Annotated in this window: 15 protein-coding genes and 1 pseudogene; 7 read left to right on the forward strand and 9 right to left on the reverse strand. The window is 71.3% G+C overall.

Translation table 11 applies throughout. The annotated features are described in order from the left end of the window. Positions 1–132: 132 nt before the first annotated feature. The gene (locus ACIRQ9_RS06720; protein WP_404168208.1) at positions 133–2,265 is read left to right on the forward strand and encodes a DNA/RNA helicase domain-containing protein; all 2,133 of its coding nucleotides are present in this window, start codon (positions 133–135) and stop codon (positions 2,263–2,265) included. Between the two features lie 39 nt (positions 2,266–2,304). Here the strand turns inward: ACIRQ9_RS06720 and ACIRQ9_RS06725 are convergent, their stop codons facing one another. The 3 genes from ACIRQ9_RS06725 to ACIRQ9_RS06735 all read right to left on the reverse strand — a co-directional run bounded on the left by ACIRQ9_RS06725 (position 2,305) and on the right by ACIRQ9_RS06735 (position 3,715). After that, positions 2,305–2,433, reverse strand: coding sequence for a DUF6408 family protein (locus ACIRQ9_RS06725; protein ID WP_229914734.1), 129 nt, complete (start codon positions 2,431–2,433; stop codon positions 2,305–2,307). 614 nt (positions 2,434–3,047) lie between these two features. Further along, positions 3,048–3,467 carry a hypothetical protein gene (locus tag ACIRQ9_RS06730; RefSeq protein ID WP_404167860.1) on the reverse strand — a complete coding sequence of 140 codons (420 nt, stop codon included), beginning with the start codon at positions 3,465–3,467 and terminating at the stop codon, positions 3,048–3,050. Then, positions 3,464–3,715 (reverse strand): hypothetical protein, encoded by a 252-nt coding sequence (locus ACIRQ9_RS06735; protein ID WP_404167862.1) that lies wholly within the window; start codon positions 3,713–3,715, stop codon positions 3,464–3,466. Before ACIRQ9_RS06735 ends, ACIRQ9_RS06730 begins: the two co-directional genes overlap by 4 nt. A 94-nt stretch (positions 3,716–3,809) precedes the next feature. Between ACIRQ9_RS06735 and ACIRQ9_RS06740 the strand changes: the two are divergent. The 3 genes and pseudogenes from ACIRQ9_RS06740 to ACIRQ9_RS06750 all read left to right on the forward strand — a co-directional run. After that, positions 3,810–4,313 (forward strand): annotated as a pseudogene (locus ACIRQ9_RS06740) (SAM-dependent methyltransferase); the annotation flags it as partial. A gap of 183 nt (positions 4,314–4,496) precedes the next feature. Next, on the forward strand, positions 4,497–5,006 hold the full coding sequence (locus ACIRQ9_RS06745; RefSeq protein WP_404168210.1) for a hypothetical protein: 510 nt from the start codon (positions 4,497–4,499) through the stop codon (positions 5,004–5,006). A 173-nt stretch (positions 5,007–5,179) separates the two neighbouring features. Further along, positions 5,180–6,052 carry a PIG-L family deacetylase gene (locus tag ACIRQ9_RS06750; protein ID WP_404167864.1) on the forward strand — a complete coding sequence of 291 codons (873 nt, stop codon included), beginning with the start codon at positions 5,180–5,182 and terminating at the stop codon, positions 6,050–6,052. Positions 6,053–6,086: 34 nt separating this feature from the next. Here ACIRQ9_RS06750 and ACIRQ9_RS06755 read toward each other — a convergent pair whose 3' ends face one another. Further along, entirely contained in the window at positions 6,087–8,381 is a 2,295-nt protein-coding gene (locus ACIRQ9_RS06755; protein ID WP_404168212.1) for an FdhF/YdeP family oxidoreductase, read from the reverse strand. A gap of 234 nt (positions 8,382–8,615) precedes the next feature. Here ACIRQ9_RS06755 and ACIRQ9_RS06760 point away from each other — a divergent pair, with 234 nt between their 5' ends. Continuing rightward, the gene (locus ACIRQ9_RS06760; RefSeq protein WP_404167866.1) at positions 8,616–8,753 is read left to right on the forward strand and encodes a hypothetical protein; all 138 of its coding nucleotides are present in this window, start codon (positions 8,616–8,618) and stop codon (positions 8,751–8,753) included. Positions 8,754–8,975: 222 nt separating this feature from the next. Here ACIRQ9_RS06760 and ACIRQ9_RS06765 read toward each other — a convergent pair whose 3' ends face one another. The 4 genes from ACIRQ9_RS06765 to ACIRQ9_RS06780 all read right to left on the reverse strand — a co-directional run bounded on the left by ACIRQ9_RS06765 (position 8,976) and on the right by ACIRQ9_RS06780 (position 11,082). Beyond that, the gene (locus tag ACIRQ9_RS06765) at positions 8,976–9,359 is read right to left on the reverse strand and encodes an NUDIX hydrolase (RefSeq protein ID WP_404167868.1); all 384 of its coding nucleotides are present in this window, start codon (positions 9,357–9,359) and stop codon (positions 8,976–8,978) included. Between the two features lie 79 nt (positions 9,360–9,438). Continuing rightward, positions 9,439–10,071, reverse strand: a complete 633-nt coding sequence (locus tag ACIRQ9_RS06770; protein ID WP_404167870.1) for a DUF1345 domain-containing protein — start codon at positions 10,069–10,071, stop codon at positions 9,439–9,441. Between the two features lie 40 nt (positions 10,072–10,111). Beyond that, positions 10,112–10,504: a MazG-like family protein gene (locus tag ACIRQ9_RS06775; RefSeq protein ID WP_404167872.1), complete on the reverse strand. Its 393-nt coding sequence runs from the start codon at positions 10,502–10,504 to the stop codon at positions 10,112–10,114. Positions 10,505–10,536: 32 nt separating this feature from the next. Beyond that, the gene (locus tag ACIRQ9_RS06780; RefSeq protein WP_404167874.1) at positions 10,537–11,082 is read right to left on the reverse strand and encodes a DoxX family protein; all 546 of its coding nucleotides are present in this window, start codon (positions 11,080–11,082) and stop codon (positions 10,537–10,539) included. Between the two features lie 119 nt (positions 11,083–11,201). Here ACIRQ9_RS06780 and ACIRQ9_RS06785 point away from each other — a divergent pair, with 119 nt between their 5' ends. Then, complete coding sequence (locus ACIRQ9_RS06785) at positions 11,202–11,528, forward strand: nuclear transport factor 2 family protein (RefSeq protein WP_404167876.1); 327 nt, start codon at positions 11,202–11,204, stop codon at positions 11,526–11,528. 47 nt (positions 11,529–11,575) lie between these two features. After that, the gene (locus ACIRQ9_RS06790) at positions 11,576–11,743 is read left to right on the forward strand and encodes a hypothetical protein (RefSeq protein ID WP_404167878.1); all 168 of its coding nucleotides are present in this window, start codon (positions 11,576–11,578) and stop codon (positions 11,741–11,743) included. Between the two features lie 17 nt (positions 11,744–11,760). Here the strand turns inward: ACIRQ9_RS06790 and ACIRQ9_RS06795 are convergent, their stop codons facing one another. Beyond that, positions 11,761–12,540, reverse strand: a complete 780-nt coding sequence (locus ACIRQ9_RS06795) for an ABC transporter ATP-binding protein (RefSeq protein WP_404167880.1) — start codon at positions 12,538–12,540, stop codon at positions 11,761–11,763. Positions 12,541–12,614 lie beyond the last annotated feature (74 nt).

Below are 12,614 nucleotides of genomic sequence, written 5' to 3' on the forward strand. Positions count from 1 at the left end.
GTGGGGCTCGCGTGAGCTGCTGCGCTCTCTAAGATCGCCCGTACCAATTGCGGCCCGACGGGCTTCCCCTACGCGAGGACACGCCCCCACCCGCACGAGTCACTCGTGCCCTGGGGGAACCACCTCGTGTCCATGCTCCTGCTGAGGCTGTCTGCGCAGGACCTGCTCGCTCTGAACTCGCGGCGCCGGATGGTGCCCCACCTCGCGGCGAGGTGGAAGCACTTCCGGGGGACCGATGCCTCCCTCACCGAACGAGAGGCTTGGGCGGAAAGCCTGGTCGAACTGGCCAACGACCTCGTCGAGGCAGGCCGCGGCAGTGTGGAGATGATCGTCGAATGCGGCGCGACCGTCGATGAGCCCGAGAATCCGAGCGACCGGCGACTCATCGACGTGGTGCTCGCCGGTTACCACCCAAAGACCCACCGTCCGTCGTTCCAACTCGTGGAGTTGAAACGGTGGTCGACGGTCACGAGAGTCGAGCAGGCCACGGCCGAACTGGTCTACGTTCCGGGAATCTCCGAGCCGAAACGGCACCCGGCCCTACAACTGGGCGAGTACTTCCAGCTTTTCATCGGCGACAAGGGCCCGCTGGCCGGGCATCGCATCGAGTGCGGTGGCTTCACGTATCTGCACAATGCCACAGAGGAATCCGTGAAGCCGCTGCTGACCGTCGATGCACCCATGGGACCGTACGCGCGCACCTACACCAAGGACCGTCGCGACAGGCTGCTCACCGCCCTGCGCGAGCACTTCGCCGAAGAAGGCGGCGACTCGGCAGCCGAACTCCTGTTGAGAGGCATGAACCTCCGCAACACGCCGCTCCTCGACGCAATGATCAGGTCACGTGGCGAGGACACCGTATTCGCGCTGCGGGGCAAGCAGAAGGAGGTTGCCGAGGACGTGCTGCTCAAGGCGTCGCTCATCCTCGATGACCCTGACCAGCCGGCCCTCCTGGCGGATGACCGCCGTGCCGTCTTCATCATCACGGGTGGGGCGGGCACGGGAAAGAGCGCTGTCGGACTGCAACTCAAGGCGGAGTTCGAAGCTGCCGGACGAACGGTCAAGTATGCGAGCGGGAGCCGGGCCTTCAACGGCGCGCTGCAGGAGCACGTCGGCTACGGCGACAAGGAGTTCAAGGAGAGCTTCACCTACTTCAGCAACTTCGTCACGCCACCCGAGCCGCCTCTCGACGTCCTCATCTGCGACGAGGCGCACCGCATGCGGGACCGCACCACCAACCGCTACCTGCCAGCCGAGCGGCAGGGAACCAAACCTCAGGTGGACGAGCTGCTGGATGCCTCCCGTCTCACCGTCTTCTTCCTGGACGGAAGCCAGACGGTTCGTCCGAACGAGGTGGGCACCGTCGACCTGATCGAGGACGCGGTCAAGGCCCGCGGCCTCGTGCCGGCCCGTCACGCGCTCACCGACCAGTACCGCTGCGGGGGAAGCGACGGGTACGTGCGCTGGGTGCAGGACCTTGTGGGACTGACCGGGGACGAACCGCGGACCTGGACCCCTGACGGGCTGATGCATGTCGAGGTCGCCGACAGCCCGGAGGAGCTGGAGCGGATCATCAGGACCGAGTTCGATGCCGGCGCCTCGGCCCGCATGGTCGCCGGCTTCTGCTGGCCCTGGACCAAACCGCGGGGCAAGGGAAAGGGGAGATGGCTGGAGGCGGACGTCCGCATCGGCGACTGGCACCGGCCCTGGAACGCCGACAGCGGCAGCTGGTGCGAGAACGGGACCGTGCCTCCCTCGAAGATCTGGTCGGTGGACCCGGCCGGAATCAACCAGATCGGCTGCGTCTACACCGCACAGGGCCTGGAGTGGGACTGGTGCGGCGTGATCATGGGCGAGGACATGGTGCGCCGCGACGACCGCTGGGTCTTCCGGCGCGGCAAGGCGCGCAAGGACCCGGAAGCGGGGGTCAAGCGTGTCGCTGTCCCCGGTTCCTTCGACCCCAGGCTGCGATGGAAGAACCTGAGCGAGGAGGACTTCGCTCGGTGCGTCCGGCACGCGTACCACGTCCTCATGACCCGGGCGAGTCGTGCGACCGTCCTCTACTCCACGGACGAGGAGACGCAGGCCTACCTGAAGGAGGTCGTCGGTGACGTGCAGATACACGGCCTGCGGCCTACGTGGGAGAACCTTCCGCCCATAGCCAGGGTCCCTCACCTTCCCCGACCGAAGGGGAAGCGCAACCGGGCCCGGAACCGGAAGAAGAAGCAGAACCAGACCCGCCCTGAGCAGCCACCTCTCTTCTGAGAGGAGTGGCGGGCTCGCCGGGCCCGCCACATGCCTGCCTCAGACGAGCAGGTGTGCTGCCGCCGCCAGCGCCTCCAGCACAAGGTTGGAGACGACTCCGGCGGCGGCGCCGACCAGGATCTCGCGGATCCAGGGACGACGCGCAGGCTTGTACTCGACCGGTTCCATGAAGGGCCACTCCAGGTTGTGAGTTCGGAATGGCAGGGATCGCCCTACCGGGCATCCGCCCTCACCTGAGTGAGGTCCACGTGGTGGATTCACCATCCGTCACTCACGACCAGCGGACTGGACCGCGGCTCCGCCGAGTACCCTCCGGGAAGGGGCGCAGCGAATGGCAAGCCTAGCGCACAGCTCGGACACCGGATCTTGCCAACTCCCAGGGCTCCGGGCGGAGTCAGAACTCAAGACCGCCCCAGGCCGTCATCTCCGCAGGCGTACGAGGTCCGGCCTCACGAGGCGGTCAGCGCCTCGATGAGCAGGAGTTCATGCCCACGGGCCTGGAGGGTGTGCACGGCTGCGGGGAGCGTTGTCAGCGGGTCCCGACCGACTGGCGCACGGCCCGCGAGGACACAGGTGAGCGTCTCGTACTGCCCGACGCGGACCACCGTGCCGCAGGCGGCCTGGAGGTCCGGCGTCGGTTCGCTCGGCTCGCCCTGCTGCGGCGAGTGACAGGTTCCCGGCGCGGGGCTGAGTGCGGTCGGTGATGGTTCGAGCCCACTCGCAGTCGGAGAACCCCATCCGTGCCGCTCGTGATGGAGGTCCAGGCGGCGCGTGTCAGGCGCTCAGAAGATCTTGCAGAGGGTCATCGCGCGCGTGTCGACCTCGCCCGGTGATCCGAGGACGGAATCGCGCCCGACGTAGATGGTGTCCCAGTGCGAGGTTCCTGCCGGGCACGTGCCGGAGCTGAGGAGCAGCCCGCTGGAAAGGTCTGAGCCCAGTGTGCTTGCGTCCGGCAGCTGCAGGGTGGCCGGCTCGGCGGAGGCGCCGGGCGCTCCCTGTTCACCCTTGGCACCGCGCTCGCCTTGCGGTCCCTGCTCGCCCTGAGGTCCCTGGGGCCCTTCCGGTCCCGCAGGGCCCTGAGCGCCGACGGGACCCGTCCCGAGGAAGTAGGCGCCGGCCAATGCGCCCGCTGCGCCGGAGAGAGCGGCAACGGCTGCGATGGCGGCAATGGCTATTGCTGCACGGCGGCGGTTCGGTCTCATGTTCTTTCCTTCGGGTCCGTGGTGCTGGTAGCGCTGTACGCCGCGAACGTGCGGGCCTGTTCGGTCTTGCGGACCTGGCCCAGTTCGATGGGGCGCAGGACGTGGGGCCGTCCGGCATGTTTGAGGATGGCGCCGAAGTACGGTACGGGCGTGTGCTCGTGGGCGTACACACGGTCCAGGGCGGCTTGCCAGGCCGCCTGCACAGTAGGGGTGGTGGCGTTCGGCTCCCAGCCCAACTCGGCCAGCACGTCACGGAAGAACGGAGCGGGGCCGGAGGCCAGTCTGGCCGAGCAGCGCGAAAGCGACGCACCTGACGCCGTTCACCCGGGCGGTACGTTGATCACGCGCGTCGGCTACGTCGACAACGACCCGATGGTGCTCGCCCACGCCCGTGCGCTGCTGACCTCCACCGACGAGGGCGCGACCGCCTACGTCGACGCCGACGTGGCGGAGCCGGAGCGCATCCTGGAGGCCGCCGCGCGGACGCTGGACCTCGGGCGTCCCACCGCGCTGATCCTCAGCAACATCCTGGGGCACATCGCCGACCTCGACCGGGCGCGGTCCGTCGTCACGCGGCTGATGGCGGCCCTGCCCTCGGGCAGCCACCTGTCCGTGAACGACGGGTCGCGCGGCGTCGACCCCGTGTTCGAGCGGGCCCAGGACGCCTACAACGCCAGCGGCGCCGTCCCGTACAACCTGCGGACCGTCGGCGAGATCACCGCCTTCTTCGACGGGCTGGAGCTCGTCGAGCCCGGAGTCGTCTCCGTGACCGAGTGGCGGCCGGAGCCGGGCTCGGGAATCCCGGCGGTCGTCGCCGAGCACGGTGGGCTCGCGCGCAAGCCGTAGGGGCGAGAGCGGTCCCGCGGGACGGGCGGGGGCGAGGGGGCTGCCGTGCCGCGATGGACCGGGGCGGGACGCACAACCTTCCGGTGGGCCGCGGGTCTGAGAAGACACACACCTGCGCGAGCTACCAGGGGGGTAGTCATGCGACGGACAAGGCGACGGACGAACAGCGCGCTGGTCGCGGTCATGCTGGCGGGCGGCGGGCTGCTGGCCGGGACGGTTCCGGCGGCGGCCGCGCCGGCGGCGGCCGTGGACTGCGCCGTGACGTGGGGGAGTCTCGAGAAGAGCGGTGACGCCGATGCCGGGCGGCGGCTGACCGGCGTGCGGGCCGGGCAGCACGAGTGCTTCGACCGGCTGGTCTTCGACGCCCAGGGCGCCGCGGACGACCCGTTCGGGTACACGGTGCGGTACGTCGACGTGCTCCACCAGGACCCGAGCGACGCGGTAATACCGGTCAAGGGCGGGGCCGTCCTGGAGGTCTCGCTGTTCGCGCCGCGGTACGACCCGGCCACCGGGCAGCCCTACCCGGCGCTGCCGTCCGTCGACGTCACCGGGTACCGGACCTTCCGGGAGTTCAAGGTCACCGGCGGCTCCGAGGGCTACACCCAGGCCGGGCCCGGGGTCCGTGCCCGGCTGCCGTTCCGGGTCTTCCAGACGGGCGGCCATCTCGTGGTGGACGTGGCGCACTCGTGGTGATCCGGCGCGCCGCGGGAACAGTCCGGCCGGGCGGGACCGTTGGACCCGTGGAGGAGACGGTGCCGCCCGTGCGGTGAGAATCGGTGTGCTCGGGAGTCCGCCCTGCGCGGGTGCCCGACCGGGTGCCCGCCGTGGACTCGGACCGAGGATTTCCCCAGCAGGAGGACTGTTTCATGAACGACCGGCCCTTGACGCTCATGGCCGTGCACGCCCACCCCGACGACGAGGCCACGAGCACGGGCGGTGTGCTGGCGCGGTACGCGGCGGAAGGGATGCGCACGGTCCTGGTGACCTGTACCGACGGTGCCTGCGGTGACGGGCCGGGAGGTGTCAAGCCCGGGGAGCCCGGGCACGACCCGGCGGCCGTCGCCGCGATCCGGCGGCAGGAGCTGGAGGCCAGCTGCGAGATCCTGAAGATCAGTGACCTGGAGATGCTGGGGTACGGCGACTCCGGGATGATGGGCTGGGACTCGAACGACGCTCCCGGGGCGTTCTGGCGCACGCCGGTGGAGGAGGGCGCCGTGCGGCTCGCGGAACTCATCCGCCACTACCGGCCCGACGTCGTCGTCACCTACGACGAGAACGGCTTCTACGGGCACCCCGACCACATCCAGGCCAACCGCATCACGATGGCCGCGCTCGCGATGACCGAAGCCGACGCCGACTCCGAGTCCGACGCGTCCGGCTCCGGGACGACCCCCAAGGTCTACTGGACGACGATGCCCCGCTCGGCGATGCAGCGGTTCGGGGAGGCCCTGCGCGAGTTCGGCGAGGAGATGCCCGAGCCGGATCCCGCCGAGGCCGCCGCGCTCGCCGAGATCGGCCTCCCGGACGACGAGATCACCACCTGGGTGGACACCACCGGGTTCGGCGGCCAGAAGTTCGACTCGCTGGCCGCGCACGCCAGCCAGGGCGAGAACATCTTCTTCCTGCGCATGGGCAAGGAGAAGTTCACCGACCTGATGGGCGTCGAGACGTTCCTGCGTGTGCGGGACACCACCGGCGCCGGCCTTCCCGAGGACGACCTGTTCGCGGGCCTGCGCTGACCGCCCTGCGGTGACCGCCCCGCGCTGACCGCCCTCAGGAGCCGGCCGCTTCGGCCGACCTGCTGATCGTCGCCCGGATGTGCTTCATCAGCGGCTGGTCGCTCTGTTCGCTGTAGTCGCACAGGGCGATCAGCACGTTCATCTCCGGCATGTAGCCGGCCGCACAGCCCCGGGGGAGGTCGTAGGGGATGGCCAGGTAGCCGTTCAGGGTGCGGGTGCTGCCGTCCTTGGCGGTGCTGGTGATGTCGACCGGGTCGAACTCCTCGATGCTGCGCTCCCGCATGTCGGAGGGGTTCATGAAGACCAGGGTGCGGAGGTTCTTGACCCCGCGGTAGCGGTCGTTGTCGGAGTAGATCGTGGTGTTCCACTGGTCGTGGGAGCGCATGGTGCCCAGGGCCAGGGTGCCGGGCGGCGGGACGACGTCCGGCAGCGGCGCCGAGGAGAACTCGGCGAGCCCGGACGGCGTCCGGAAGACCAGTTCGCGGGCCGGCTGGCGGATGCGGAAGCCGAGCGGGAGGCGGACCCGGCGGTTGAAGTCCTCGAAGCCGTCCAGGACCTGCGCCATCGTGTCGCGGATACGGTCGTAGTCCTCGACGTACCAGGCCCACGGCGTGGTGGAGTCGGGGAGCGCCGCCCGGGCGATCCCGGCGATGACGGCGGGCTCGGAGAGCAGGTGCGAGGAGGCGGGCTTCTTCATGCCCACCGACAGGTGCACCATGCTCATCGAGTCCTCCACCGAGGTGGACTGGATGCCGCACCGCTGGTGGTCCTTCTCGGTGCGGCCCAGGCACGGGAGGATCAGCGCGTGCCGGCCGTGCACCAGGTGGCTCCGGTTCAGCTTGGTGCTCACCTGGACGGTGAGGTCGCAGGCGCGCAGGGCCTCGTAGGTGGCGCGGGTGTCCGGCGCCGCCAGCGCGAAGTTGCCGCCCATGCCGACGAACACCTTGACGTCACCGCGCCGCATCGCCGCGATCGTGCCGACGGTGTCCAGGCCGTGCGCGCGGGGCGGGGTGATGCGGCAGACCTCGCCCAGCCGGTCCAGGAACGCCGGTTCGGGCCGGTGGTCGATGCCGCAGGTGCGGTTGCCCTGGACGTTGCTGTGCCCGCGCACCGGCGAGGGGCCGGCGCCCTCGCGCCCGAGGTTGCCGCGCAGCAGGAGCAGGTTGACGATCTCCCGCACGGTGTCCACGCCGTGCTCGTGCTGGCTCACGCCCAGGCACCAGCTGACGATGGAACGGTCGGCCTCCCGGTAGATCCGCGCCGCGTGCAGGATGTCGGCCCGGCTGATCGCCGACTGCCGTTCGATCTCCTCCCACGGCGTGGCCTCGCACACCGTGCGGTACTCCTCGAACCCGGTCGTGTACCGGTCGATGAACTCCTGGTCCAGCGCCTTGGGGTCGGACCTGGACTGGTCGAGGACCGCCTTGGCGATGCCCCGCAGCAGCGCCATGTCGCCGCCGATCCGCACCTGGAGGTTCAGGGTGCCCGTACGGGTCGCGTGCAAGGTCGCCATGTCCACGAAGTCGTGCGGGATGATCGTGCGCCGCGAGGCCGCCTCGATCAGCGGGTTGACGTGCACGATCTGTGCGCCGCGCCGGTAGGCGTCGGCCAGCGCCGTCAGCATCCGGGGCGCGTTGGACGCCGCGTTCACCCCGATCACGAACAGCGCGTCGGTGGCGTCCCAGTCCTTGAGGTCGACGGTCCCCTTGCCGGTGCCCAGCGAGGCGGCGAGGGCGCGTCCGCTGGCCTCGTGGCACATGTTGGAGCAGTCGGGAAGGTTGTTGGTGCCCAGCTCGCGGGCGAGCAGCTGGTAGAGGAAGGTGGCCTCGTTGCCGAGCCGGCCGGAGGTGTAGAAGGACGCCTGGTTCGGGTCGTCCAGCTCCCGCAGCGACCGCCCGATCAGGGCGAACGCGTCACGCCAGCTGATCGGCACGTAGTGGTCGGACTCGGCGTCGTACACCATCGGCTCGGTCAGCCGGCCCTGGTCCTCCAGCGCGAAGTCGCTCCACTCGAACAGCTCGCCCACCGAGTGCGCGGCGAAGAAGTCGCGCCCGACCCGCTTGTGGGTCATCTCCCAGGTGACGTGCTTGACCCCGTTCTCGCAGAGGTCGAGCCGCAGTCCCTTGGTGTCGTCGGGCCACGCGCATCCGGGGCAGTCGAAGCCGCCGTTCTCATGGTTCATCTTCATGATCGCCCGGGGTCCGTCCAGCGCCCGTTCCCGCACGAGGAACTTCGTGACGCTCTTGGCGGCGCCCCAGCCGGCGGCCGGGTGATGGTACGGGTGGAAGAACGGCTCCCCCTCCGGCGCCGGCCCCACCCGAGGCTCGATCTCCTCCCCGGTGCCCTGCCCCAGCCTCTTCTGCTCGTCGTGGGAGGTGCTCACGGCTCTCGCCCTTCACCGTCGAGGGAGCACCGCCGGACCCGGCGGCCTCCTCTGCCATGCTAGGCACGCCGGTCAGGGCACGCGAGGGGAGCCCACGGGCACCGGAGCCCCTACGCCGCCCGGCATCGCTCGTTCGTCGTCGGCGCCCGCCGCGACCGCGAGGTGGGCGGGCCGCAGGGCGTGGGTGCGCTGGTCGACCGCCTCGCCGACCGCGGCCGGGCCTTCGAGCGGCTCTTCACCGAGTCCTTCGACTCCCTGGGCGGCGCCCTCGACGCACCCTCGTCCGGCAGGCTCACCCCGGAGTGCCTGCGCTGCTGAGGGAGCTGTCCCTGCGCGGCGGCAAGCGGATCCGGTACTACGCCTACCGGGACTTGTTCCCGGACCGTCCCCGCACCGCCCTCGGCCTCACCGTGCTCGCCGGCGACCTGGCGCCGGCCCTGTCCGTGCGCGTCCTCCTCGACGCGGACACCGCACCGCAGGTACGGCAGGCCATGATCGAGGCGCAGAGCAGGGCGGCGTCGAACGCTCCCACTGAGCCCGCTACACCGGTGTGTGGCCCTCCAGGTAGACCCGTACGGGTCCGGGCACCCCGGCACCGATGGCCTCCGCGAACGGGGACCAGCGGACCTGCTCCGGGCCGAACCTGGCCTCCGAGGACGGGCTCTCGGACAGCAGCTGGCACACCACGAAGGAGCGCGCGTCCGGCGCGGCCGTGTCCACCGCCGGGCGCAGCACCGACGACCCGTCGACGAGGTAACCGGTCAGCTCGTACACCACGCGGGCCGCGGTGGCCGTCGCCGACTCGGCCTGCTCGGGAACGCCCGACGGCAGCACCCAGCCGCCGCCCCCGTCCACCAGCAGCACCCGCCCGTCGTACACGACGACCGCGTCCACCACGCTCCCGGCCACCTGCTCCGGCATCATGCCCACCCCTGCTCTCCCGCGGCGCCCGTCGGCGCGACGCCTGCTTCCTACCCAGGCCGCAGCGGCTCACGCCGCGCCGTCAGCCGCTGACGATGCCGACGACGAGGTTGATCGCGGTGGCGAGGATGCCGGTGCCGAAGACGTAGGACAGCAGCGTGTGCCGCAGCACGACGGCGCGGATCGCCGAGCTCGACACGTCGGTGTCGGAGACCTGGTAGGTCATCCCGAGGTTGTAGCTGAAGTAGAAGAAGTCCCGGTAGGCGGGCGGGTCGTCCGAGTTGAAGTCGATCCCGCCCGCCGACTCGTAGTACACGTAGGCGTAGCGGGCGGCGTACATCAGGTGCAGCGCCGCCCAGGCCGTGAAGACGCCGCACAGGGCGGTCGCCGCCGCCACGTGACCGGGGTCGGACCTGCCGTGCAGGAGCAGCAGCACGATGGCGGCCAGCGCGCACAGGGCCACCGCGACCACCACCGGTTCCTCGGTCCCGGGCCGGAAGTCCTCGCGCCGCGCGTTGCGGTGGGTGGCCGCGGCGTCCATCGGCCACAGCACCGCCCAGCCGGTCACGACGAAGCACAGCTCCATGGCGGCGATCGCCGCCAGCGCGCCGAGCGCTCCGTCGGCCGCCAGCGCCACCACTACGCCGACCACCGCGCCGACGGCCGCGGCGGCGACGAGACGGGGCACGGCGTCCAGGGGCAGGGAACGTCTCATGCGGCATCACGGTAGTGGCGACGGTTCCGGTCGGCCCGTTCTACGGCGCCGGGTCGGCGGGCCGGGACGCGGGGCGCTCCGGGAGGCCGCCGTCCGCCGACGGGCCCAGCGAGCGTGCCGTCACGCCGGCCAGATGCCGTTCGAACACCTCCCGCGGGTCCGGGGTCAGCGACCGCAACGCCACCAGCGCCGTGATGACGACGTCGCACAGTTCGCCCCGCACGTCGTCCCACGTGTGGCTGACACCCTTGCGGGGATTCTGGCCGGTCGCGCCGATCACCGCCTGAGCGACCTCGCCGACCTCCTCGGTCAGCTTCAGCATCCGCAGCACCAGGCCGGTGTCGCCGTCGTGCGTACGGCGGTCCTCCAGCCAGGTCCAGAGATCGTCGATGGCGGCCCACACGTCGGCGGGCGGGGTCGGCTGCTGCGTCATGGACCCGTAGCCTGCCACGCCCGGCCCGGGGCTCACTCCCCGAACAGCGCCTCCTGCTCGCCCTCCCGCCGGCGCCGCAGGCGCCGGTTCCGGGCCCCGATCACGGTCGCCGTGACCGCCGCCGTCACTCCCAGCGCCAGCGGCACCATCCAGCCCCGGTCGACGACGTGCCCGACCGCGTGGTCCAGGGAGAGCCGGCCCGGACCCGAGACGGCGAGACCGGCGGCGGTCAGGCCGAGGCTCGCCGCGTACTCGTAGCCGCCCTCGGCCGCGAAGAACCCGTTCGGCGCGTGCAGTGCCGCCGCGCCCGCCATCGCGCCGGCCGCGGCCGCCCCCGCCGCCGGGGTGGCAAGGCCCAGCGCCAGCAGGGTGCCGCCGCCCGCCTCCGCCAGCCCTGCCGCCAGCGCGCTCTGCCTGCCGGGCGCGTAGCCGACCGACTCCATGAACTGCCCGGTGCCCTCGACGCCGCCCCCGCCGAACCAGCCGAACAGCTTCTGCGCGCCGTGCGCCGCCAGCACCCCGCCGGTTCCAAGGCGGAGCAGCAGCAGCCCCACGTCATGTCGGTCACAGCAGGTCACGGGGGCTCCTCGGGCAGCGGGCCGGTCGGGTCTCCACCGTCGCACCGGGCCACCGGGGCGGCCCGCCCTCGCCGCCGTTCGGGTGGCGGGTCCCCGGCCGCGGTGTGACGCTGGCTCGCATGACGATCAAGACAGCCAAGCTCAGCGACCCGGCCGTGCGGGCCTTCGTCACCGCCGTCAACGCCGGTGATCGCGACCGTCTGGTGGGGCTGCTCACCCCGGACGCGACCATGGCGGACGACGGCTCCGACCGGAACCTCGACGAGTGGATCGACCGGGAGATCTTCTCCTCCCACGGCCATCTCGACGTCGACAACGAGTCCCACGGCGGCCGCTCCCTGCTCGCCCACTACCGCAACGACTCGTGGGGCGAGATGGTGACCCGCTGGGACTTCACGGTCGAGGACGACGGCCGCATCTCCCGCTTCGAGACCGGGCAGGCCTGACGGCTCCCTTGCCCTCGGGTGCACTTCAACTCCTGACGTCCCGGGGTATGGACAGCTACCGCACCACCGGCTGGATCTGGGCCCGCGGTCCGCACACCGTGCCCGTCCCCGGTTTCCGGTCCGTCGCGCAGGCCGAGCAGAACGCCGGGGCGATGGCGAAAGGGCCGCTCACCGCCGGGCAGCTGGCCGAGATCGGCGGGCTGCTCGGGCGCTGAACGGCCCCGCGGGCGGGTCAGCCGCCCTGGCCGCCGCCGTACTGCTGCTGTGCGTAGGGCCGTTGGCCGTGACCGTGGGGACTTGCGTCGGCCGCGGCCTGACGGGCCGACCGCGGTTGCGGTGCCTGCTCGGTGAGGGTGATCCGGCCGGCCTCGATGGTGGCCAGGCGCGGGGCGCGGCGGGCGATGGAGGAGTCGTGGGTGACGATGACGAAGGTCAGCCGGTAGTCGTGCCACAGGCCCTCCAGCAGGCCCATGATGTCGTCCCGGGTGCCCTCGTCGAGGTTGCCGGTGGGCTCGTCGGCGAGCAGCACTCTCGGCCTCTTCACCAGCGCGCGGGCGATGGCGACGCGCTGCTGCTGGCCGCCGGAGAGTTCGGAGGGCGCGTGGGTGAGGCGCTCGCCCAGGCCCACCGAGCGCAGCGCCTCGGCCGCCCGCTCGCGTCGCTCGGCCGGCTTCACCCCGAGCGGCACCAGGGCCGTCTCCACGTTCTCCTGCGCGGTGAGCGTCGGGATCAGGTTGAACGACTGGAAGATGATGCCGATCTTCTCGGCCCGCAGCCGGGTCAGCTTCGCCTCGCCGACGCGCGCGAGGTCGACGCCGTCCAGCTCGACCGCGCCCTCGGTCGGCCGGTCCAGGCCGCCGATCATCTGGAGCAGGGTGGACTTGCCGCCGCCGGTCGGGCCCTGGACGACGAGCTGGTCGCCGTCCTCGATGGTCAGGTCGACGCCGCGCAGCGCCTCGACCGTCTCCTTGCCCCGGGTGTAGCGCTTGGTGACTCCGGTGAGTCGGTACATGGGTTCTCCACTGGGTGGTGAGCGGGGGTGGGGCGCCGCGTCCCGGGGGGATCGGAAGCGGCGCCCCGGTCCGA

It is taken from the genome of Streptomyces sp. NPDC101237 (assembly GCF_044767465.1).
Taxonomy (GTDB): Bacteria; Actinomycetota; Actinomycetes; order Streptomycetales; family Streptomycetaceae; genus Streptomyces; species Streptomyces gramineus.

Bases quoted from the DNA above. Each gene is read 5' to 3' on its own strand.
- ACIRQ9_RS06750 (WP_404167864.1), top strand. From the start codon at position 5,180: ATGAACGACCGGCCCTTGACGCTCATGGCCGTGCACGCCCACCCCGAC.
- ACIRQ9_RS06790 (WP_404167878.1), top strand. From the start codon at position 11,576: ATGGACAGCTACCGCACCACCGGCTGGATCTGGGCCCGCGGTCCGCAC.
- ACIRQ9_RS06785 (WP_404167876.1), top strand. From the start codon at position 11,202: ATGACGATCAAGACAGCCAAGCTCAGCGACCCGGCCGTGCGGGCCTTC.
- ACIRQ9_RS06745 (WP_404168210.1), top strand. From the start codon at position 4,497: ATGCTGGCGGGCGGCGGGCTGCTGGCCGGGACGGTTCCGGCGGCGGCC.
- ACIRQ9_RS06765 (WP_404167868.1), bottom strand. From the start codon at position 9,359: ATGATGCCGGAGCAGGTGGCCGGGAGCGTGGTGGACGCGGTCGTCGTG.
- ACIRQ9_RS06770 (WP_404167870.1), bottom strand. From the start codon at position 10,071: ATGAGACGTTCCCTGCCCCTGGACGCCGTGCCCCGTCTCGTCGCCGCC.
- ACIRQ9_RS06725 (WP_229914734.1), bottom strand. From the start codon at position 2,433: ATGGAACCGGTCGAGTACAAGCCTGCGCGTCGTCCCTGGATCCGCGAG.
- ACIRQ9_RS06795 (WP_404167880.1), bottom strand. From the start codon at position 12,540: ATGTACCGACTCACCGGAGTCACCAAGCGCTACACCCGGGGCAAGGAG.
- ACIRQ9_RS06720 (WP_404168208.1), top strand. From the start codon at position 133: ATGCTCCTGCTGAGGCTGTCTGCGCAGGACCTGCTCGCTCTGAACTCG.
- ACIRQ9_RS06730 (WP_404167860.1), bottom strand. From the start codon at position 3,467: ATGAGACCGAACCGCCGCCGTGCAGCAATAGCCATTGCCGCCATCGCA.
- ACIRQ9_RS06775 (WP_404167872.1), bottom strand. From the start codon at position 10,504: ATGACGCAGCAGCCGACCCCGCCCGCCGACGTGTGGGCCGCCATCGAC.